Here is a 23,316-nt window from a genome sequence, read left to right on the forward strand (position 1 = left end):
GACGAATCTTTATCTTCTTCACTTGAAGAGTCCTTATCTTCTTCACCTGACGAATCTTTATCTTCTTCACTTGAAGAGTCCTTATCTTCTTCACCTGATGAATCTTTATCTTCTTCGCTTGAAGAGTCCTTATCTTCTTCACTTGATGAATCTTTATCTTCTTCGCTTGATGAATCTTTATCTTCTTCACTTGATGAATCTTTATCTTCTTCGCTTGATGAATCTTTATCTTCTTCACTTGAAGAGTCCTTATCTTCTTCACCTGATGAATCTTTATCTTCTTCGCTTGAAGAGTCCTTATCTTCTTCGCTTAAAGAATCCTTATCTTCTTCAGTTGAAACATTTTTAATAATTTCATCATTGTTTGGATGCACAGAATCAGAACTTTTTGCTAGTAAATGTAATTCATCACTGACTAATCCGTTGACTCCGAATCCAAATCCTGCTATTGTCAATAAACTGATTCCTACCACTATAAATGTATTTCTTTTTTTTGAATGTTTCATTCTTCTACACCTTCCTTCGCTAATAACTCTTGATAATGAAAAGCATTGAATCTAAAATAAAACGTAGCCAACAATAATACTAAAATTAAAAAAATATCTCCAATTGTTGTAACTTCTAATGAAAACAAATAAAGTTTTATAAGATAGATTACACTAGCGAACGCTGTCAAAAACGAAGCGCCTAAATATCCCCAGTAAAGATATTCTATCCATTTCGATTGATCATAATGGTACATTTTTTTCACTCCTTATTCTTCTTTTACCATCCCAATAAAATTTAAGCCATTAATTAAACCATACGATCGGCTATCAGCAGAATTGTTTCGATTATCCCCTAAGACTAAATAATGATTTGGAGGAATTGTATTCACTTCTGCAATTTCATGCAACGTAAAATTTTCATTTCCAACACGATATGGATCTTCTACTAATTCGTCATTCACGTATAATTCTCCATCTTTATAAATGATGTTCTCTCCCGGAAGACCAATGACCCTTTTTATATAATTTTCTGTCTTTGAATAGTTGAAAACAACAACATCAAAGCGTTGAATTTCTTTTACAGACTTTGCTACAACTACTTTTTCAGTATTGTAATATGTAGGAAGCATTGAATCACCATCAATTTCCGCTTTAAACGAAGCCTTTGGTCGAACTAATGCTATTTCTCCTAATACAATAACTAGTACACAAGAAAAAAGTAGTGTTTTTTTTATCCAATTATTAGAACGTCTGGTTTTATCTCCATAGATATCTAAACGCGTTGGTTTAAAAGTATCTTGGGTAGTTGAATTATCAATTCGTTGAAGTCTGGGCGATGTGTCAAGAAAATGTCTATCTTGTATCCGCATCTCTTTTTGTATGTTAAAATTAGACGCCTTATCTATTGATTTTTTTGTACTTACATAAGGAAATAATTTTTTTTTTAAATCTGCTAAGAAAAAGACAAGAATCTCTTTTTGACTACCAAATTCTTGCTCTAAACAATTCTCAAAATTTGTTTCCAAGGGGAAACCAGATTCTTTTTTAGCAATAGGAATAAAATCAAAATAATAAATACATTTGTCTTTTCCTATCTGTTCCATTTGAACATCTAACCAAACAATCTGATCATAGCAGCTTTTCAAGTTCAAATAAAAAGCATTCCACTCTAACTCAGCTTCTGTCAATTCAATTTCTAAATGCTTGACAGGCGAACTGATTTCCCAAATTGAGCTAAAACGCTGCATTATTTTTTCTAGCAACTCATAATTTTTCTCTTTTATAAGTATTTTTTTACTCACTGCAAAAAATTCATTTTTTTGATTTGATAAATGAAGATGCGTTCCAATTCTAGGAGCAGAACTTTGAAAATAGTTTATTTTCAGCCTATCATCATCATAAAAGCTCATTAATTTTTATTCACATTGTCTTTTTTATTAAATGCACTTAATTGGGTCACCAGTTTGTCAAAAGTGATAGCTGACTCATCTTTTAATTCATTGACACTTAAGTAAAGACTATGGGCAACATTTTCAAGTTCATTTAATTCTTTTTCTGCTTCAAATACTTTTGTTTGAGCTTCGTATTTCGCTTGACTCATAATTTGCTGTGCTTTTTTTTCCGCCTGTTCAATCATACGGCTTGAAATCCCTTTTGCCTCTACTAACACATCTGCAATTTCCACCTTATCACTATGATTTTCTGTAGAATTCTTTTCTAATTCATCTTGTAACTGATGAATTCTTTTTTGTAGCTCATTCTCTACATCTTTTTTCTCACTTTTCAACTTTTCAATAACAAACATTAAACGTGTTCGTTCTTCCTTTTCAACCGTCCGTTTTTCAGATTCCTCAACTAATAATTGTTTCAGCTTGTTGTTTTCAGAACCAAATTCTTTTTTCATTTGTTCTTGTTGGGCTTCCATGTTCGAAACTGCTTGATTAACTTTTGATTGTTCTTCTTGGTCATTCGCTTTAGCATGATCCAAAGCTTTCTTGAGTTTCGCAACAAGGTCTTGGTAATCCATCATTTTATTCGTAATTTGGTCAACTTCTCGTTGCTTTTGATCTGCTTCACTTTTTATACGTTCATTCATATTAAATAATCGTTCGTTTTCTTCTTTTACATGCATCATTTCTGTACTTAAAGCAGAGTAGCTAGTTTGCGTTTCTGAAATTTGTTCTTTTAATAAATCTATCTCTTTTTGAAGTTCATCCTCTTCATAATCGTAGCCCACGTCATCATACTCCTCGTAACTATAGTCATACTCTTTATTTTTCTTTTTTTGTTTTGGAAAAACATAGTCAAACATAAAAGTCTCACTTCGCTTTCTTTACTTTATTCACAACAATTTTTATCTCAATATATTATAACTTTTCTTCCTGAAACTGAAAGATAAAAAACAAACCTTCCAAAAACCATTTTTTTACCCTTTTGATTCCTATTCTAATTTGTATTAATTCATGCATGTTTCAAACTTAAAATTTTCATTTCTATTTTTTTTAAGTCATTCAAACTTAAATCTCGATTTATTGTAATAAGCTGTGCTTTTTCATATTTTATGCTGATTTCTTTGATTGGAATTGTTACCAAAGCCATGTCCACTTTTTCATTACCCTCTAAAAATCTTGCGTCAATAAGTTCAATATTATATTTTTTTCCTAAATAGGATTTAATTTGATTTATAACAAAATCTCTTGCAAAAAATGGAAGCCCACTTTCTAGCACAATCCTAATTTTTTTTTCATAAATTGGTAACTTATCAAATTTGGCAAAAATCATCATATAATGAGTAGATAAATATTGTTCTTCCTCAAATAGCGGCAAATTAGTTTCTTTTTTTAACAGTCTAATAAATTCTATTAGTTTAATATTCAAATTCTTACAGTATTTATTTATATATTCGGAATAGTCATATCCATTAATATCACAGCCAAAATTAACAAATTGTTTACTAAAGCTATGACAATAAAAAAGCCATGTTTCAACTTCTTTCCTATGCTCACTCGGTATTAAAAAAAATTTTTCTTCAAAAAATTGCATACATTTATTTGTAGCAATAGTTGCTTCTGAATCTTTAATATCATGGTTAGAATCCCCGGTAAAACCAATGCTTTGAAAAAATTGATAGTATAGTTCTACATCCTCATATTTAGCTCTAGAATCTTCTGCTATTTCTAAATTAAGCTGCAATCCTAAATTTTCTCTGTCAATAGTATTATTTTTTAGCTGCGTGCGGCTTTGGCTAATTCGAATTTTATTTATTGCCAAATAAAACATCAATCTCCGTTTGTCAATTTCAGTTATATTTTTAACATTTAATTGCGAAATAAGGTTATTTACATCGAGTTTCATTTGATTCTCATCAATAGAATCGAATGGCCAAACAACGCCTCTTGTAATCCTCCAAAAAAATAAATATAAAAATAACTGTATCTGTTTTTCTTCGCCTACTATTTCATATGACCCTCTTGAAATTTCTAGATTGTATCTTTTTAAAAATATTCTTAGATCTGACAACTGTCGTTTAATTGTTGATTCTCCTATAAAAAATTGGGATGAATAATCCGAAATAGAAGTTACTCGACCAAAAATAATTTCACTTAGTAGTGTAATCGTCCTATTTTTATTTAACAAAAAGGCAATAAAGCGTTTCAAATCATCATTTAAGCAAACATCAAAAAAAACGCCTTTATTCCGAATAACTGTAATTACTTGCTCTCCTTCATTGAAATCTATTAAATCTTTCTGTAAGGTATTTACAATTTTTCTTAGTCTTTTTTCTGGAAAATTAAATATTGAAATAAGCTGTTCCGTACTCACAAAGTTAGACTGCTCAGCGAGATAAAGTGCTATATTGATTTCAAGTAATTCATCTTCTGTAATTAATTCAAAATGTTTCACCTAAATCCCTCTTTCTATTAAACTAAAAAGTTTAAGTGTTTTACTCTTTTATAATTCAAACTTTTAATTTATATTGCCGAGTTCGACAGTAACTCGTGTTTGTTCTAAATAAAATTAACTTCTAACATTAATTCCTTTTCCTATTCTTTAATACAGGAACTTATTATTTATTCATACATACAAACTAGTTTTTCTTTAGCCAACAATCTTCATGCATATTAACCTGGTTAATCTCAATTTTTTTTATACACTTACTTATTATTCTTTTTTTTAATTCGCTATTCTCAATATCAATTGGAGCAATACATTGAATATCGAGTTCTTCATTGTAATTGTTGACTTTGGTCCTAACAGTTACTACATAAAGAGACATATCTCTCCAATATTTATCAATTAAATTTCCTTTGTCATACAAATTCCTATCATATTCTTCTAGGTCTGAGTCATTTATGATAAAAATGACTTTTTCGACCTTAATATACAAAATCGTAGCATCAATATAGTTGTTTAAATGTTTTTCTAAATCTCTTTTTTTATAATTTTGTGCCACAACCATTTGCCTATTGAATCTTTTATTATTATTATTTATCCAACTATAATAGTAGCAATCCATAATCCAACATGCTGAAAAGAGATTCTCTAAATTAATCATGACTTGTTCTCCTAATTCTGTGATTTTATATCTAATTTATTCGCAAATTAGATTTGTATCATTACTATAATTCAATATACAACTTATTTTTCATCAAATTTCACACTTACTAATTTCTAGTTTTGATTAATAATAGTTTACTTAATAATATTAATTGCACATTTTAATTTGTAATCTTCCTAAAATAAGCTATAATCCGTCTTCTTTATGGTCGTTACTAGACCTATTATTACTAGAAAATTTTTATTTGATATTAAAAAAACAGATTTTATCATAAGATAAAATCTGTTTTTTAGATAAATCGATATTAGTAGGATAAATATAAGACTTATAAAATGTTCCAAATACTTTTCTAAAAAGTTATACAGTTTTTTTCTAGTGAAGAAAGATACAACAATTTATTCTATTCACCATAAATCACTGTTTTTTCTTTAAACAATTTAATAAAGCTTCTTCTATTTTTGCATAGTCTGCAAAATGTAGTTCCCGATTAATGGCGATAATTTGAGCGTTCTTGTATATCTCATTGTACTCATCTAATGGAATTGTGGTTAAGAAAACATCCACTCTTTCTTCATCTATCTTCTCACCTAATTTAAAAAATTTGATGTTATATCGACTTCTAAAATAATTTTTGATTTGTTCTACTAAAAAGTTTTCAATCGCTTTAGGAAGTGCCGTTTCTAAATACACCATTATTTCCTTCTCAAAAGAAAGGTTTTTCGATACATTCGCTAGAAGCATAATATAATGTGGAACTAAAAATTTTTGCTCTTCATATAAAGACAGGTGTGTTTGTTGTTTAGCAGTTTGGATAAATTTGATTATTTTTTGCTCCAAGTTAAACGCATGTAAGTTCATCAATCTTGTATAATCATACCCATTAATATCTGTTGAGAAATTATGGAATTCGTGCGCTAAAACATGAATAGAATACAAGAACTCTTTTTCAACTTTCGTTTGTTCTACCGAAATATTAGAGAGTACATGTTTAATTTTATTGAACGTATAGACATTAGCCACTCCAGCAGGTAATAGATGCTCTTCCTCAAACTCTAATTCTCCGCTTAAGTTATTAAACCACGCAAACCCTTTAAAGAGCTGATACATAAAATAAAATTCATCTCTTGATAAATTGGACAAATAGTTCAATGATACTAAATCAGATTTCAACTTTTCATAATTTTCTGAGTAAAGAAAAATCTCATCATATTCAACATGGTTGTTTGAATTAATACGGATTTTAGTGATAGCTAAAAGAAACATCAGTCTCTTTTTTTCAATAGGAGATAAATGAGCAACGTATTCTTTTTCACTCAAGCCCTCCACAATTAATTTCATAGATTGTTCAGAAACCGTCTTGAACGGCCAAACTAATCCCCGATTAATTCGCCAAAAAAATAATAAGAAGAAATAACGTATTTGTTTTTCACTCCCAGTAAGATTGAAATTTTTATTTGAAATACCTATTTTCAAATTTCCAAGTAATTTTCTTACACTATTCAAATTTCTTCTAACAGTTGCTTCACTTAAATGATGGTCGAGAGCGTATTGGGTCACAGTTTTAAATTCCCCTTGAAAAATTGACTTTACTAATTGAATGTTGGGACTATGTTCCATAATAAAAATAAAAAATAGTTTCAAATCACTTTCAATAGGAACATTTAATTTTGTTCCATAACTTGTAGAAATATCAATCGAATATCCCTCAGTATTATATTCCTCTATATGTTGTTCTAAATTTCTGGAAATTTTTCTTGCCGAAAAACTAGAGAGATTAAATTCTTCACTTAATTCTTCTGTGCTCACATATCTAGACTGTTTATCAAGATACATTGCTATTTTTATCTCAAGTAGTGTATCATCTGAAATAAACTGAAAATGCTCCTGTTTCTCCACAATCACTCTCTCCTTTTGCTCTATCACTTTTTACACCAATTGTATCGTAAAAAAGAGATTTTTTCATGTATCAAGTTGCTTATTGTATAAAAATATTTTTTAGACTAGTACTGGTTTAAAATGCTTTATTTAATAAAGTATCAGATAATCAATCGCTACAAACCCTTGCATCATTTTTCCTTAAAATTAATACAAGAAGATATGCAAAATATAAACCACAATTTCAATGAAAAGCCGTCTAAATATAATCAAAAACTCTATTATGAGAAAATAGAACAATAAATTCCAGATTATTCTATTTTCTTAAAGTATTAAGTTTTTTATATAGAATAAAAGCCGTTCCTATAGGTGAATTCAAGAAAATTAGTACCAGTATGGGGAAACTATACAAACAAAAAAATCTTGGCGATTTCCAGTTATTCTGAAAATCGTCAAGATCGTTTTATTTTTTAAGGCCTCTATGTCACGACCTCTGTTCACTTGATTCGCTTTAAAATTTTTCTTTCACATCATCGATAAAATCTTCTGTTTTATCTTTTGCTTCAGTAGCGAATTCTTTTACTTTTCCAACAGCTTTATCAAACATGCCTTCTGCTTGCTTTTGTTTGTCGCCTGTTGCTCCGCCTACGCGATCTTTCACTTCACCTTTGACTTGATCTAATTTACCGTTATCTTCCGTCATTGTGCATCCCTCCAACTTTTCTTTTATTATACAAAAAAAGAATCGTAATTTCCAAAGATAACCCTTTTTAGCTTTTATTGATGATTGAAATGGCATTTAAGACATTTGGAAAGCCGATATAAGGCAAACAGTGAATCATCGTTGCAAGCAAGACTTCTTTGCTGTTTCCTACTTTCAAATTCCCCTTCGCATGTGCTAAAATTTGTTTTTCTTGACCGTTTGCAACCAGCATACATAAAATTAAAAGCTCTCTTGTTTGTAGGGACAACCCCGATCTCGTATAAAAGTCACCAAACCCAACTGCAGTTAAAAAGTTCGGCACTACAGTTTTCAAGTTTTCAGGCAAGTCTTGATGGGCTTGTTGAATTTCATCGCCATAAATAGGCGTTTGAATTGCTTTTCCTTTTTCAAAGCGCTCCTCTTCTGTCACTTGTTTTTGACTAGGTAGTGGAAGAGCGATTCCTTGTTCTTCAAAAACTTCATTAATAGCATTAACCGCATTCAAGGTCTTCGGAAATCCGATAAAAGGAGCACACTGATAAATGGCTTCTTTGATTTCAATTGGTGTTACACCTATCCTTAATGCAGCTTCTGTATGCGCTTTTAATTGAGGCAAGGTTTGTTGGACGGCTAGTAAAACGACCGTAACAAGCTCTCTTAATGAATCTTCCAGATCGCCAACGTAAAAAACTTCACCAAAAATAAATTTTTGCAAAATCTCCATTAACTCAGGATCTTTTGAATCCATTGTTGGAAATTCGCCAAATAGTTCGTTAAATTTTTCCCGACTTAGTTGAGTTCTGTCCATATGCTCTCCTTCTTTCTAAAAATTGTGATTGATTGCTTCAATAAAGGTAAACCTTTGATTTTCATATTCAAATTTTAAAATACAGCCATTATCAAAACGAATAGCCTCACGTTTCGATAAATCTTCCCATTTTTTTAAGAACATAAAACAAGCGCCACCATGACTCACCGCTAAGACGTTTTCGTGATTCTCTTGCTCCATCAGTTCAAGCAAGGTTGTATTCATCCGATTTTGTACGTCTTTATCCGATTCACCATTAAATCGAACAAAAAAATCCCCATACGTTTCTTCTTCTGGTGTTAGCGGAGGATTTAAATCTTCACTTTCTCCTTCAAATGTACCAAAATCCCATTCTTTCAGACCTTTCAATCGAGTATAAGGCAATTGAGTCATTAATTCTAGCGTATCACTTGCCCGTTCTTGTGTTGATGAATAGGCGTGAGTCAGTTTAATTTGGTTGTCTTTAAAATAAGTTCCGGCGGTTATTGCTTGTTGTTTTCCTTTTTCAGTTAAAGGAGAATCGCTTGCCCCTTGGATTTTGCGTCGCGCGTTGAATAATGTTTGCCCATGCCTCATTAAATACAATGTTTTTTTCATAAGTTCACTCCCATTTTTTGATGATCTCTTTGGCTAATTCGATCTTTTGTTAAATTTATTTTGTAGTCGAGATAATCTAAGGTTTTTTGTTGTTTTGTCATTTTTTCAAGGATGATTGCTTGTTGCTTGGCAAGAATTTCTTCCCGTTGCTCTAAGGTTTCTTCTCCTTCACGATACAAATCAAAGTAATGTTTAATTGCTTCAAGAGTTAAACCGGCTTCTTTCATACAAATAATAAAGTCGATATGATCCAAATCTTCTTGTTGGTAATTGCGAATGCCGTTTTCTCTTTTGATTGGTTCAATTAAGCCAATTTTTTCGTAATATCTTAAGGTATCAATACTGAGGTTAAATTTTTTACTGACTTCATTTATTTTCATGTATCTTCCTCCTTTTTTTATAGTTTAACACTTGGAGTTGACTCTAGGTCAAGTGTTTCTTTTTATTCGTAACTTTTATTTATAAAGTCTCCTTTTTTATAAGTATTGTTGAACAAATTTTTGTTTGCCTACTCCTTGTGGTTATTCGTTAATTGATAAACAATCAGAGGCACATTGTCAAATCTAGTGATGGTTAATTCTTGTAGGTGAGGACTTGATTTCAACGCTATTTTTCTAGTGCTTGATTTTGCTCTACCATCGACTCTCAATCAAATAAAAACGAACAATTCTCCTCCTTTCAAGAATTGTTCGTTTCATTTATTTTGTAGAAGTTCGATAAATCAGTTCCGTTCCAATTGTAATTTTTCGTGGAACAGGGGCAGGATTTTCTATCAGTTCTTTTACTGTGTCTACAGCTAACTCACCCATCCATTCCGTATGCACTTTGACTGTTGTTAATGCAGGTGACACATATTTTGCAACACTTACATCATTAAACCCAATCAGCTCTATGTCCTGAGGTACCTGAATTGAAGCTTCCTGCAACGCTCGCAATGCTCCAATCGCTAACGCATCACTTGCTGCAAATAAAGCGGTTGGCAATTCTTTAGTGGTCTCAATAAATTTTTTCATTGTTTCATAACCTGCTTCTACAGAAAACTCTGCTTGTAGAACGAATTCTTGATGATACGCTCCCACTGCTTTTAGCTGTTGTTTAAATGCTGTTAATCGAGCATCTTCTAGTAATTTATTGGATTCTTTTGTGTATTCTTGACCTGAAAGGATGCCAATTTTTTGATGTCCTTTATTTTGAAATTCTTGAAGGACCATTTCTACACTTTGAAAAAAATCAACAACAATTGAATCATACCCTAGTGCCATAGCATCAAAATCGACAAAAAGAAGTGGCCCTTTTAACAAACCTAAGCGTTGGATTTGCTGTTCATCAAACTTACCAAGAACAATCGTTCCGTCCATTTCTTTTGTTGAAAGTTCATTAAACGGTTCTTTTATTAACGTAATCCCAGCCTCTTCAGCTCTTTTTTCAATGCCTAAGCGAATGGATAAATAATAAATATCATCTAGTTCTTCTTGATTGTTAAACCATTGAACGAAACGTACCGTTCTTTTACCCACTCGCTGTTTTCTATGATGTTTTTTGTAATTTAATTCTTCTGCTACTTCAAATATTTTCTTTTTCGTTTCATTGCCAACTGACAATGTTTCATCATAATTTAAAACACGTGAAACAGTAGCCGAAGAAACGCCTACTGTCTGTGCAATATCTTTAATGGTTACGATGATTCTCACCTCAATTTTCTATACTTTCGATAAAACGCCTAAATGCTGCAATTCCTTTTTTATCTCGTTTAAACACTCCTGCATCAATGAGAACTTGGGTAAATACATCTCCCACACCTTTTTGAATAATCTCCATCACATTCTCTGGGGTAATGGTTGCATTCGTTTTTAAACTTTCTGCCCACGTACGATGGTATTCCGCCATTTCATGATTTTTATTTAATAAATAGTGTTTAACCTCTATTAATTCTTTGGACAGTCTAGGCGGCAGAATCGCTAGTCCCATCACTTCAATTAAGCCAATATTTTCTTTTTTTATGTGTTGCACATCTGGATGTGGGTGAAAAATACCGTCAGGAAATTCTTTTGATGTATTATTATCTCGTAAAACTAAATCAATTTCAAATAAGTTGCCGTTTCTACGAGCAATTGGCGTGACCGTATGATGAGGTGTACCATCTAAAGAATAGGCACTGATTTCCACCTGGTCATCTGAATAAATTCGCCATTTTTCTAAAATCAACGTTGCGGCTTCAATCAACTCATTCTTACTTGTACTTTGGAGACGAATAACCGACATTGGCCATTTTACAATACCAGCTGTTACTTGCTTAAAGTTGGTTAAACAAAAAGTCGTTTCTATCTCTGCAGTGGCCATGGGAAAAGTATGCCGTCCTGCCTGATAGTGATCATGAGCCAATATTGATCCTCCCACAATCGGTAAATCGGCATTCGAACCTACAAAATAATGTGGCAATTTTTCCGTAATACTTAATAGACGTCTAAATGTCTCTCTTCCAATCTTCATAGGACGATGTTCCGTTGATAAAATGATAGCATGTTCGTTATAGTAGGCATAGGGGGAGTACTGAAATCCCCAACTTTCACCCTCTAGGTCCATTCGGATAATCCGATGATTGGTTCGAGCCGGATAATCCATTCGCCCGTGGTATCCTTCATTTTCCATACACAGCATGCATTTAGGATAATGCTCCACCAATGTATTTTTTTCAGCTACAATTTGTTTTGGGTCTTTTTCTGGCTTCGAAAGATTGATTGTAATCTCTAGTTTACCATATGAAGTCTCTGCCGGGAAAAGAATATTTCGAGCAACTGATTTTGTTTTAATATAATTAGTTATTTTACATAGTTCGTAAAAATAGTCTGTCGCTTTTTTTGGAGAATGCTGATACTGTTGATAAAATTGTTGATTAACTAGCGAAGGCGATGGCATAATAAAATCCATTAATTGTGCTTCAAGTATGTCCGACTCCGCTATAGAATCTCCAATAACCTTATTTTCCTTGGCTTGAATAAGTAGCATCTCAACACTTTTCAAAATGGTGGTTTGATTATCAGTCATTTCACTTTCCTTTGCTAACTCTTTTTCACCAATTAAATGAGCTATTTGGTTTGTAAGATAAAAACGATCCATCTCATCCCAATTTCCTCGATGAATGATTTTCGTTACAAAGTCTGCAATTAACTGACTCCCTTTATTACTCATATGAACCCTCCTATTTCTTATAGCCTAGCGGATGATGAACATGCCAATTCCAAGCAGTTTGAATGATTTTTTCAATTTCTGTATAGCTAGGCTCCCAACCAAGAATATTCTTTGCTTTTTCACTGGAAGCAACCAAAGAACTAGGATCTCCATCTCTACGTGGAGCCATCACGGTAGGAATTTCTTGACCCGTTACGCTTCTGGCTGCCTCCACCATTTCTTTAACAGAATAACCGTTGTTGCTGCCTAAATTAAACGTGTCACTTGGACGACCAGCGTCTAAATAATCTAACGCTAGTAAATGTGCAGCGATTAAGTCTTCTACATAAACATAATCGCGAATACATGTACCATCAGGGGTTGCATAATCTTCACCAAAAATTGACAACTGCTCTCTTTGACCTAAAGCAACTTGTAAAATAAGGGGAACCAAATGGGTTTCAGGATGATGGTCTTCTCCAATCGATCCGTCTGCTTTAGCACCTGCAACATTAAAGTACCTAAGTGCAACATAACGAATGCCATAAGCGATGTCACACCATTTCATCATTTTTTCCATCATCAGCTTACTTTCACCATATGGATTTTTAGGATTCGGTGTTGTCATTTCATCAATTGGTGATTTTTTAGGTTCTCCATAAGTAGCAGCTGTACTAGAAAAAACGATTTGCCTGACATCATGCTTATTCATGACTTCTAGTAACACTTGCATACCATGCACATTATTATTGAAATAAGCTAGTGGTTTTTCAACAGACTCTCCTACTAAAGAACTGGCTGCAAAATGCAGCACGCTTTCAATTTGTTCTTTTTGAAAAACTTCGTTTAAAAATGCGACATCACGAATATCTCCTCTATAAAACAATGCAGCTGGATGGACGGCTTGTCTATGTCCCGTCAATAAATTATCAACGACTACAACCTTTTCGCCTTTTTGAATTAATTGTGAAACTGCATGAGACCCTATATAACCCGCCCCACCTAGAACTAAAATTGCCATTCGATTCTCTCCTTTTTTACGATAATTTTCGTGCACCCTCAGCAATATAAGCTTTATAAAAATCTGCTGGATACCCAATTTTTTCTTGATAATTTTCGCCAACAACTTGAATAAAGGCATCTAATTCACTTTCTTTAACCAACGCAATGCTGCACCCACCAAAACCAGCACCTGTCATTCTGGCACCCAGTACCCCTGGCTGGCGCTGGGCACAAGAAACTAAGGTATCCAATTCAATTCCTGTTACTTCATAATCTTGCTTTAAAGAAGAGTGAGAATCATTAAGGAGTTTCCCAAACTCCATCAAATTGCCTTCTGTTAATGCTTCTTTGGCTTTTAACGTCCGTTGATTTTCAGTAACTGCATGTCTGGCACGCTTGATTAAAGTTGGATTTCCAATCAAATGAAGATAACGTTCAAAGCTAGCTTCATTTAGTTCACCTAAAGAAGCAATGCTTACTTTTTTTTGTAAAAGATGCAACGCTTCTTCGCATTCTGAACGTCTTTCATTGTACTTAGAGTCTGCTAATTCTCTACGTTTATTCGTATTCATAATGACAACCACATATTCTCCAAAGTCTGCTGGAACCATTTCATATTTTAATGAACTCGTATCTAACAAAATGGCTTGATTTTTTTTCCCCATTCCTACTGCAAATTGATCCATAATACCTGAATTTACACCAATAAAACTATTTTCAACTTTTTTTCCTATTTCAATCAATTCTAAGGTAGGAACCTCCAACTTAAATAAATCATTAAGGATCACTCCCGTTAAAAGTTCAATTGATGCAGAAGAAGATAAACCAGCACCATTTGGAATGGTTCCATAAAAAAGAATATCAACTCCGCTAGTGATGTTATAGCCAGCCTCTATTAAATACTTCACTACTCCTTTGGGATAATTCGCCCAATTATGAGCTCTTGAATAAGAAAGATCTTCCATTGAAAATTCAATTACACCACTGTCTTTAAAGTTTTCAGAATACAATCGGATCCTGTTATCTTTTCGTTTACTTGCAATCCCATATGTTCCTAGCGTAATCGCTGCTGGGAAAACATGTCCTCCATTGTAATCTGTATGCTCGCCTATTAGATTGATTCTACCGGGAGAAAAATAACTGTCTCCATCCTGTTTATCAAATAGTTTGACAAATTTTTTTTTTAATTCCTTTTCCATTTCTCCACCTCATTAAAATTATTTTAGTAAATTAATTGTAGTTTATTTACTAAACTTTTTCAACTTTTTAATAAAAAATGTGAATTCATCCCTTTCCAAAAGTACCCTATTCATTTTAAAAGTAACGGAAATTGATTAACATTCATTTCCTTACACAGACAAAGTAAATCTTTACTTAATTTTACTTATATCGTATGATTACATTAAAATTAGCTCACAGAAATTAAATTTGCAATGGCAGAAAGGACTGTTTTTATTGACAATTACATCAAAAGATTTTGGAAATGAGATGACTCTTTATTCCCTAACAAACAAAAATGGAGTCATTTTAAAAGTGACTGACTTTGGAGCAAGGATCGTTCAGCTTGCTATTCCTACAAATAAAAAGGACCTGCGTTCTATTGTTTTAGGGTTCGATTCTACACGTGACTATCTTGAAAATGATTTATACTTTGGCGCAACAATTGGTCGAACCGCTGGACGGATCATCGAAGGAACATTTACACTAAATAATTTGAACTATCAAACAACTGTTGATCCTTTCACTAAAAATACTTTACACGGAGGTTCTCCCAGTTTTGAAAGTAAAAAATGGAGCACTCAACTAGTTCAATCAGAACCCGAACCTGCCATTACATTTTGTTTAAAAAGCCCTGATGGTGAAAATGGCTTTCCTGGTAATTTGACTGTCTCAGTCACGTATACTCTTACTGATAATAATGAATGTAAAATAACTTATCATGCTACAGCTGATGTCCCTAGTATTTTTAATCCAACAAATCATGTTTACTTTAACTTAACGGGGGACCCTACTCAATCTGTCGCAGACCATGAATTATTGATTCAAGCAGATGAATTTATTCCTTTAAAATCAGATGTTACACCTTTAGGAGTTACAAAAAGTGTCGAAAATACAGCTTTTGATTTTCAAAAAATTAAAAAAATAAAAGAGGCGCTTGATAGTAACGACTCTCAAATTTTAATGATGGGAGGACTAGACCATCCATTTATTCTGACTAATCACGATCTAATCCATCCGGATGTTCTTTTAATAAGTCCAGATCAAACGATTCAACTAGAACTCTATACCGATCAACCTGCTGTTGTCTTATTTTCTGCAAATTTTTCAGATAGCACTCTAACTTTTCACGATAAAAAGCTAGTCAACCATGGCGGACTTACTTTAGAAACGCAAATTCCTCCCGGTGCTGAACGTTTTCATCATTTTGGAGACCTCGCTATTCGACCTGAAAAACCATATGATTCTACAACAATGTTTAAAGTTATCTTTTAATATTTTTTACTTTATCGCATACAAAGGAGCTTTCTTATCATGAAAAATAAAGAAATGACGTTTATCACTCAAAAAGATTACGTAACTGCTCTAGAAAAAATAATGCAGCCTTTGCGACAGGAACTGCTCTTTTCATCAACCTCAGGATTAAACCTAGGAACTAGTGGTGCCGTTTATACTCAGCAGCGAGCAGAAATGGAAGCTCTTATCCGTCCTTTATGGGGACTTTCAGCCTTATGGACCATTGAAAAAGACTCCCCTTTGCAACTCGCTTATTTAGAAAAAATAACGCAAGGAACAGATCCTACAAGCCCTGTTTATTGGGGAGACATTCAAAATTATGACCAATATATAGTCGAATCAGCCGCGCTATCCTTGACGATTTTGCTTCATAAAGACTATTTTTTTGATGCTTTATCTAAAAAGTCAAAAACAAATTTAATCAACTGGTTGAATCAAGCTCTTGAACGAAAAATCCCTAAAAATAACTGGACTTTTTTTAAAATTTTAATTCGAATCGCTCTATCTTCTTGTGGAGAAAAGCTGGATCAGCAAGCACTTGATGTTGAATTAAAATTGATTGACTCCATGTATCTAGGAGATGGATGGTATAAAGACGGACAAGAAACTCAAAGAGATTACTATGTTCCTTTTGCTTTTCATTATTATGGTTTGATTTATGCAACTTTTATGAAGGATATTGATCCTGTTCGATCAAAAATTTTTATTGAACGTGCAACCTATTTTTCGAAAGATTTTATTTATTATTTTGATGAAGACGGTGAAGCATTGCCTTTTGGCAGAAGTTTAACGTATCGTTTTGCTCAAGCTGCTTTTTTTTCAGCTTTAATTTTTGCAGATGTTGAAGCGATTCCTTGGGGTGAAATGAAAACGCTTATGTCCGCACATTTAACCAATTGGATGAACCATGATATTTTCACAGTTGATGGACGGCTATCAATTGGTTATCATTATGAAAATTTAATTATGGCGGAAGGGTACAATGCTCCTGGCTCTCCATATTGGGGGCTAAAATTCTTTTTACTACTAGCAGTACCTGACACACATCCCTTTTGGCAGGCTTCTCCCGTTCCTTTAAGTAAACGTTCTAAGAAGCTCGTCCATAATGGGAATATGCTTTTACATTATAATCACAATCACTCACACTTACTCGGTTACCCTGCTGGACTTATGCTAAAGAACCAAGCACATGCTCAAGCAAAATACAGTAAATTTGTTTACTCTACTAAATTTGGATTTAGCGTACCTAAAGCGAGTATTTCTTACGAAGAAGGAGCATTCGATAATACATTAGCTGTTTCATGTGACCTAAATAGCTATTATCGCACTAAGGGAGAAGTTACGGATTATCTTTTAACTGAAACGTATACAACTCAAACATGGCATCCTTTTGAGGGGGTCTCCATTACCACAACCATCTATCCTTTTGGCGAATGGCATTTACGCGTTCATGAAATTGAAACAAGTAGGTCCCTTGACTTACGTGAAGGAGGATTCAGTGTTCCTCTGCTGGGACAACATCCAAAAGCAACTCATTCACAAACCGAAGCTTGTATACACGAAGGGAAATTAACCTCTCAAATTGTTGCCATTGAAGGATATGATACAGCCGAAATTATTCGTCCAGAAGTAAATACGTCTCTCTTTTTCCCACGTACCTCTTTTCCTTCTTTGCAAACAACTATTTCCGCTGGAAAACACCGTCTTATATGTTTAGTTGGCGGTATTGTATCAAATACAACTAAGAAAGGACGTTAACAATGATTGAATTAGCATTAAAAAATAAACACCAACAACAGATTTCAGGGAAAATCGACCATGAAAAAGAAAGACAGGAACTTAAGGCAATAGGAACTGAAATGGCCGTCCTGACAATTAAAGATTACACCTATTTGGAGGGCGATTACATCCATATCACAACAGACAAAGCTAATTGCTACCTTGTGGTTCAACTTGATGAAACCCTCGCTCCTACACTTATTTATTTAACGAAAAAAACATGGAGCTATCTGATACCAATAGCACACTCAGCTAAAAAGGCTTCTGTTGAAACAGCCTTTTCTTCAAAAAGACACCATCTTGTGGTCAGAAAAGCCTATGATTTTGAAATAAACCATTATCAAAACTTATCCATTAATCCTCATGACCAAAAAGAAGACACTTATGCCTATCCTCACGCAACTGCAAATGTCGAGACCAGAGATGACGTTGTGTTCTTTGCCAAAAATGCAATTGATGGAAAATATGGAAACTTGTCTCATGGTTCTTATCCTTATAATTCATGGGGAATCAATCAACAAGCAGAGGCTACACTCACCATTGAATTTGGTCGAGTCGTTGAAGTCGATTGGATTCGCTTATTATTTAGAGCCGATTACCCTCATGATAGCCATTGGAAAGAAGTAACCCTTTGTTTTTCTAATGGAGAGGAAAAAATAGTCTCAACGACGGACTCACCTCATTTCCAAGAACTCTCATTCTCACCGATAAAAACAACTTATCTCACCTTAAAAGAGTTAAAAAAAGCTCCTGATGCTTCCCCATTTCCCGCTTTAACACAAATCGAAATTTTTGGTAAAAATAAATAGCGACTAGAAAAAAACAACTTTACTAAAGAGTTGTTTTTTTATTTATATAAGAAATTTCCTTAAATGAGTTGCTTTTTCCTTTTTTTACGTTATAATTCTTATTGAAGTTAACATATTAACAAGTTAAGGAGAATACACATGACGATTCTTTTAGAAAACAAACAACGGTTGATAACGCTTGGTGAATCTATCTCTTCACAATGGCTAGAGACCCAATTAGATTTATGTATTAAAAAAATTGAACAAAACATGTTGCGCTTTGGAGAAAAATTTCCTTCCGCCTGTGGAACAAATGGGCACTATCGCTTAAAAGAAAATGATGACTGGACGAATGGTTTTTGGACAGGAATGCTATGGCTTTCTTATGAAGCCACTCAAAATGAAAGTTTTCTCAATCTTGCTCTTAAAAATATGGAGAGTTTTCAAGAACGCTTAGACTGTCATTTTGTTCTAGACCATCATGATATCGGTTTTTTATATAGCTTGTCTGCTGGAGCTGGATATAAAATCACTAAAAATGAAGCCTATAAAAAACAACTTCTACAAGCCGCAGATGTTTTACTCGCTCGATTTCAACCAAATGGACAATTTATTCAAGCTTGGGGCAAGTATGGGGAGGAAAAAGAATACCGTTTGATTATTGATTCATTAATCAACTTGCCTCTTTTATTTGAAGCAACTCGACTTTCCAATAATCCTATCTATGCAGCCACTGCAAAAAAACACTATTGGACTTTGTTAACTACTGTTATTCGTGAAAATGCAACAACGTATCATACTTATTATTTTAATCCTGAAACTGGTAAACCGAGTCATGGAGCCACTCATCAAGGCAACAGCGACCACTCAATCTGGGCCAGAGGACAAAGTTGGGCTGTTCTTGGAATCCCTTTAAACGAAAGCTTTCTTCATTCAAATCCATTTCCACAAAATTATCCTGCTATTGTCGATCAATTTATTGAACATCTGCCTGCTGATTTAGTTCCTTATTGGGATTTTGATTTTACTGATGAGAAGCCTTCCGCTAAAGATAGTTCTTCTTTGGCAATTGCAGCCTGTGGTTTGTTAGAAGCAAGTAAATTAGATGCTTATCCAGACGCAGATGCCATTGCTAAAGGAATGATTTATCAGCTAGGCGAGCATTATTCAACAAAAAATAATGAAGCAAATGAAGGTCTTTTATTACATGGTGTTTACGCTTATGCCGAAGGAAAAGGCATTGACGAGCCGAATTTATGGGGCGATTACTTTTATTTAGAAGCTTTAACTAGATTGGCAAATAAAAATTGGCAACGATACTGGTAGGGAGAGAAGAAAATGCATGTATTTGAAATAAAAGAAGATTTTTTACTAGATGGAAAGCCAATTAAATTGATTAGCGGTGCCATTCATTATTTTCGTATGACTCCTGCTCAGTGGGAAGATAGTCTTTACAATTTAAAGGCACTTGGAGCAAATACCGTTGAGACTTATATTCCGTGGAACATCCACGAACCCCTTGAAGGTCAATTTGATTTTGAAGGAAACAAAAATATTGAAAAATTTGTTAAGTTAGCACAAAGCTTAGAATTGATGGTTATTTTACGACCTTCTGTTTATATCTGTGCCGAATGGGAATTTGGTGGCCTTCCTTCTTGGATATTGAAAGAAAAAGGAATTCGATTACGTTCAACTGATCCTCGCTTTATGCAAAAAGTCCGTAATTATTTTAGCATGTTAATTCCTAAATTAACCCCCTTACAATTAACTGAGGGTGGCCCTGTTATCATGATGCAAATCGAAAATGAGTATGGTTCTTATGGAATGGAAAAAGAGTATCTTCGTCAAACCAAAGATTTAATGAGAGAATTTGGAGTTACTCAACCGTTATTTACATCAGATGGCGCTTGGAACGAAGTATTAGATGCTGGAACGTTGATTGAAGAGGATATTTTTGTAACAGGAAATTTTGGTAGTCAATCAAAAGAAAATGCCACTGTTCTACGTGATTTCATGCATCGTCATGGAAAAAATTGGCCAATTATGTGTATGGAATATTGGGATGGCTGGTTTAACCGTTGGGGAGAAGCGATTGTTAAACGTGACGCAGATGATTTGGCAAGGGATGTCAAAGACATGTTGCAAATTGGTTCGTTAAATTTATATATGTTTCATGGTGGAACTAATTTTGGATTTTATAATGGCTGCTCTGCAAGAGGTTCACTGGATCTTCCGCAAATTACAAGTTATGATTACGATGCTCTATTAACAGAATGGGGAGAACCTACCGAAAAATATTATGCTGTTCAAAAGGTCATTAAAGAGGTGTGCCCAGATGTCTGGCAAGCTCCTCCAAGAAGCAAAAAACTCACTTCATTTGGCAGCTATCCAGTCACAGCTAGTGTTTCATTATTCAATACATTGAACACCATGTCTTCTGCTATCCATTCTAGTTACCCTAAGTCGATGGAGGAAGCAAGTACGGGTTATGGTTATCTGTTGTATTCCATTAATATAAAAAACTACTTTCATGAGAATAAATTAAAAATAGTAGAAGCAGGCGATCGCGTGCAAGTCTTTATTGAAGGAGATCCCATTGCAACACAATACCAGCAATCATTGGGAGACGAGCTTACTTATTCCAGTTCATCACTTAACGAAACCCTTGCGGTTGATTTTTTAGTTGAAAATTTAGGACGGGTAAACTACGGCTTTAAATTTAATAGTCCTACTCAATCTAAAGGTATTCGAGGAGGAATTATTCATGATATCCATTTCCATCAAGGGTATACACACTATCCACTTCCCCTAGATTCTGCACAAATCAGGGCGATTGATTTTTCAGCACAACCTAATGAACATCAACCGTCCTTTTATCAAATAAAGCTTACTCTAACTGACGTGGAAGATACCTTTATTGATTGTTCGGCTTATGGAAAAGGGTGTGTTTTTGTTAATGGTATCAATCTAGGGCGATACTGGGACAAAGGGCCAGTTTACTCACTTTATTGTCCAAAAGAATTTTTAACTAAAGGCGATAATGAAATTGTGATTTTTGAAACGGAAGGCATCGCCATTGATTTTTTAACTTTTTTAGACCATCCATTGTACAAAAAAAATAGTTAAACAAAATAGAAGTAGAAGCTTATTCAGCCTCTACTTCTATTTTAGTTTTGAAATATTTCCAGTGTTTGTAGCTTAAAATGTATTCAGCAACGCTATTATCTGCTAAGTAAGAATATTTCATTTGTTTTACGACAGGTTCTCGAAAACTTAAACAAAGTAAATTTAACAATTCCGCATCCTCTGGAAATTCAATTTCATTTGTTTCCGTTGAAGCTAATGAAAAAAGATCAATTCCAAAATCTTTTCTTACTCGTTCATACACACTCGCATAAATGGATAAATCTTTTGAAATAGGTTCTTTCATTAACCTTTTAGGTAAATGCGTAATGTGTAATAAAAAAGGAATCTCTCCCACACAGCGAACTCGCTTAATTTTATAATAAGATTCCGTACTCGCTAGGCCTAATTTAGTTAGAATATCAGGGTCTTGTTCTTCTTCAACTGAAATGACTTTTACGGTCTCAGAATCTAACGAATGATTTTCAATATCAGAAAATTTTACACTTTGTGCAACTTTTGACTTAGAGACAAACGTCCCTTTCCCTTGGATGCGATAAAGATAACCTGCACTCGTAAGTTCGTTTAGTGCTTTTACTGCAGTAATTGAGCTCACCTTATAGCGTTGTTTTATGTCTGCTTCCGAATAAAACTTATCTCCCGGCACAAACTGATGATTTTTTATTTCACTTAAAAGTTCTTGTTTAATTTGTTCATATTTGGGTATCACATGAATCACCTTCTTTCAAAAGAATTCTCACTACTAAGAATAACATATCAACTTTTGATTATCAATTCCTACCTATTCCTTTTAAATAGGCCTTAATTTGATCTTTAAGTAGTTAAAAAAACTTTTTACTCAATATGTTAAGATATTAGGTTTACGAATTCCATTTCATATGGTATAGTATTTTTGCAAGGAACATAACATGTTAAGTTAATGCGCAATTATCAAGTACAAGGAGGCAATCAAGTGAAACATATTGTATTAGTCAGTCACGGAGAAATGGCACAAGGAGTTAAAGCCACATTAGAAATGCTTATTGGTAAACAAGATACGGTGCACGCTGTTTCATTACGCGCAGATGGCGACAATATTCAATTTGAAGAAGATCTTACTGAAAAAATGAAAGCCCTTTACGAAGAAGAAATTATTATTATCGCAGATTTATTAGGAGGGACTCCTTGTAATGTTGCAGTCAAAAATTATTTAACAAACGAGAACATTATGATTATAGCAGGTATGTCTTTGCCACTTGTAATCGAAGCCGCTATGAATCCTTTAGCAACGATTAAAGAGCTCGTTAAAGTCGGAAGTGATGGTGCAGTTGATGTGAAGGTTCAACTTAAGCAAGCAGCAGATACGATGGATCAAGCAACTGTGGAAGACAATATCATTGAGTGTTATCCAAATGCGGAAGATGCTACTATCGTCAACACACGTATTGATGAGCGCTTAATTCATGGGCAAGTTGCAGGTATTTGGTCTACTAGCTTAGACACTCAAAGAATTATTGTTGCTAACGATGCGGCAGCAGCGGACCCATTACAAAAATCTTCTCTTCGGATGGCGACTCCCACTTCCATGCGTTTATCTGTTCTTCCAGTCATTAAAGCTGCTCAGAATATTCAGTCTGGTAAATATGGCAAACAACGAATTTTCTTATTATTTAAAAATCCAACAGATGTTTTAACCTTTATTGAAGCGGGCGGAAAACTCGCTACTGTGAATGTTGGAAACATGAGCCATAAAACAGGAACTCGTGAGGTGACAAAAAGTATTAAAGTTCTACCTGAAGAAGAAATCGTCTTTGAAAAAATTGCAACAACTGGAGTCAGTCTTACTGCTCAATTAGTCCCAAATGATCCATCAATCGATTTTCTATCAAAATTAAGAAATTAAAATTAGGAGG

At 33.7% G+C, this 23,316-nt stretch carries 22 protein-coding genes; 6 read left to right on the forward strand and 16 right to left on the reverse strand.

The genetic code is table 11. The features are described 5' to 3' along the window. The 15 genes from CDIMF43_RS13650 to CDIMF43_RS12710 all read right to left on the reverse strand — a co-directional run. The coding region (locus CDIMF43_RS13650) for a hypothetical protein (RefSeq protein WP_199198171.1) at positions 1–506 on the reverse strand (506 nt) is incomplete at its 3' end. Further along, the gene (locus CDIMF43_RS12645; RefSeq protein ID WP_074401612.1) at positions 503–742 is read right to left on the reverse strand and encodes a hypothetical protein; all 240 of its coding nucleotides are present in this window, start codon (positions 740–742) and stop codon (positions 503–505) included. The genes CDIMF43_RS12645 and CDIMF43_RS13650, both read right to left, overlap by 4 nt. 12 nt (positions 743–754) lie before the next feature. Next, positions 755–1,897, reverse strand: a complete 1,143-nt coding sequence (gene lepB, locus CDIMF43_RS12650; RefSeq protein ID WP_109842214.1) for a signal peptidase I — start codon at positions 1,895–1,897, stop codon at positions 755–757. Beyond that, complete coding sequence (locus CDIMF43_RS12655) at positions 1,897–2,799, reverse strand: coiled-coil domain-containing protein (RefSeq protein WP_074401611.1); 903 nt, start codon at positions 2,797–2,799, stop codon at positions 1,897–1,899. Before CDIMF43_RS12655 ends, lepB begins: the two co-directional genes overlap by 1 nt. Positions 2,800–2,948: 149 nt before the next feature. After that, positions 2,949–4,391, reverse strand: a complete 1,443-nt coding sequence (locus CDIMF43_RS12660) for a helix-turn-helix domain-containing protein (RefSeq protein WP_109842215.1) — start codon at positions 4,389–4,391, stop codon at positions 2,949–2,951. A gap of 184 nt (positions 4,392–4,575) precedes the next feature. Then, positions 4,576–5,043 carry a hypothetical protein gene (locus CDIMF43_RS12665; protein WP_109842216.1) on the reverse strand — a complete coding sequence of 156 codons (468 nt, stop codon included), beginning with the start codon at positions 5,041–5,043 and terminating at the stop codon, positions 4,576–4,578. Positions 5,044–5,460: 417 nt separating this feature from the next. Further along, positions 5,461–6,969 carry a helix-turn-helix domain-containing protein gene (locus CDIMF43_RS12670; RefSeq protein WP_135021029.1) on the reverse strand — a complete coding sequence of 503 codons (1,509 nt, stop codon included), beginning with the start codon at positions 6,967–6,969 and terminating at the stop codon, positions 5,461–5,463. A 463-nt stretch (positions 6,970–7,432) separates the two neighbouring features. Next, on the reverse strand, positions 7,433–7,624 hold the full coding sequence (locus CDIMF43_RS12675; protein ID WP_034568306.1) for a CsbD family protein: 192 nt from the start codon (positions 7,622–7,624) through the stop codon (positions 7,433–7,435). Positions 7,625–7,691: 67 nt separating this feature from the next. After that, positions 7,692–8,432, reverse strand: a complete 741-nt coding sequence (locus CDIMF43_RS12680) for a carboxymuconolactone decarboxylase family protein (protein ID WP_074401607.1) — start codon at positions 8,430–8,432, stop codon at positions 7,692–7,694. A 15-nt stretch (positions 8,433–8,447) separates the two neighbouring features. Beyond that, positions 8,448–9,029 (reverse strand): histidine phosphatase family protein, encoded by a 582-nt coding sequence (locus CDIMF43_RS12685; RefSeq protein ID WP_074401606.1) that lies wholly within the window; start codon positions 9,027–9,029, stop codon positions 8,448–8,450. Continuing rightward, a complete protein-coding gene (locus CDIMF43_RS12690; RefSeq protein ID WP_109842218.1) occupies positions 9,026–9,409 on the reverse strand; it encodes a MerR family transcriptional regulator in 384 nt (127 codons plus the stop codon). Before CDIMF43_RS12690 ends, CDIMF43_RS12685 begins: the two co-directional genes overlap by 4 nt. A 318-nt stretch (positions 9,410–9,727) precedes the next feature. Then, complete coding sequence (locus CDIMF43_RS12695; protein WP_082985700.1) at positions 9,728–10,720, reverse strand: LacI family DNA-binding transcriptional regulator; 993 nt, start codon at positions 10,718–10,720, stop codon at positions 9,728–9,730. Position 10,721: 1 nt separating this feature from the next. Next, entirely contained in the window at positions 10,722–12,218 is a 1,497-nt protein-coding gene (gene galT, locus CDIMF43_RS12700; protein WP_109842219.1) for a UDP-glucose--hexose-1-phosphate uridylyltransferase, read from the reverse strand. 10 nt (positions 12,219–12,228) lie between these two features. After that, the gene (gene galE / locus CDIMF43_RS12705) at positions 12,229–13,218 is read right to left on the reverse strand and encodes a UDP-glucose 4-epimerase GalE (protein WP_074401603.1); all 990 of its coding nucleotides are present in this window, start codon (positions 13,216–13,218) and stop codon (positions 12,229–12,231) included. Positions 13,219–13,234: 16 nt separating this feature from the next. After that, positions 13,235–14,398, reverse strand: a complete 1,164-nt coding sequence (locus tag CDIMF43_RS12710; RefSeq protein WP_109842220.1) for a galactokinase — start codon at positions 14,396–14,398, stop codon at positions 13,235–13,237. A gap of 256 nt (positions 14,399–14,654) precedes the next feature. Here CDIMF43_RS12710 and CDIMF43_RS12715 point away from each other — a divergent pair, with 256 nt between their 5' ends. The 5 genes from CDIMF43_RS12715 to CDIMF43_RS12735 all read left to right on the forward strand — a co-directional run bounded on the left by CDIMF43_RS12715 (position 14,655) and on the right by CDIMF43_RS12735 (position 21,406). Then, complete coding sequence (locus CDIMF43_RS12715) at positions 14,655–15,692, forward strand: galactose-1-epimerase (RefSeq protein WP_233218327.1); 1,038 nt, start codon at positions 14,655–14,657, stop codon at positions 15,690–15,692. 39 nt (positions 15,693–15,731) lie between these two features. Next, positions 15,732–17,471, forward strand: coding sequence for a DUF2264 domain-containing protein (locus CDIMF43_RS12720; RefSeq protein WP_109842221.1), 1,740 nt, complete (start codon positions 15,732–15,734; stop codon positions 17,469–17,471). A gap of 2 nt (positions 17,472–17,473) precedes the next feature. After that, a complete protein-coding gene (locus tag CDIMF43_RS12725) occupies positions 17,474–18,301 on the forward strand; it encodes a hypothetical protein (RefSeq protein ID WP_109842222.1) in 828 nt (275 codons plus the stop codon). A gap of 138 nt (positions 18,302–18,439) precedes the next feature. Beyond that, positions 18,440–19,606: a glycoside hydrolase family 88 protein gene (locus CDIMF43_RS12730; protein WP_109842223.1), complete on the forward strand. Its 1,167-nt coding sequence runs from the start codon at positions 18,440–18,442 to the stop codon at positions 19,604–19,606. A gap of 12 nt (positions 19,607–19,618) precedes the next feature. Next, positions 19,619–21,406 carry a glycoside hydrolase family 35 protein gene (locus tag CDIMF43_RS12735; protein WP_109842224.1) on the forward strand — a complete coding sequence of 596 codons (1,788 nt, stop codon included), beginning with the start codon at positions 19,619–19,621 and terminating at the stop codon, positions 21,404–21,406. A 19-nt stretch (positions 21,407–21,425) separates the two neighbouring features. On the opposite strand, the gene CDIMF43_RS12740 is transcribed toward CDIMF43_RS12735, so the two are convergent. Next, positions 21,426–22,133, reverse strand: coding sequence for a GntR family transcriptional regulator (locus tag CDIMF43_RS12740; RefSeq protein WP_074401596.1), 708 nt, complete (start codon positions 22,131–22,133; stop codon positions 21,426–21,428). Positions 22,134–22,376: 243 nt separating this feature from the next. Between CDIMF43_RS12740 and CDIMF43_RS12745 the strand changes: the two genes are divergently transcribed. Continuing rightward, positions 22,377–23,306, forward strand: a complete 930-nt coding sequence (locus CDIMF43_RS12745) for a PTS sugar transporter subunit IIAB (RefSeq protein WP_074401595.1) — start codon at positions 22,377–22,379, stop codon at positions 23,304–23,306. Positions 23,307–23,316 lie beyond the last annotated feature (10 nt).

Source organism: Carnobacterium divergens (assembly GCF_900258435.1).
In the GTDB taxonomy this organism is placed as follows: domain Bacteria; phylum Bacillota; class Bacilli; order Lactobacillales; family Carnobacteriaceae; genus Carnobacterium; species Carnobacterium divergens_A.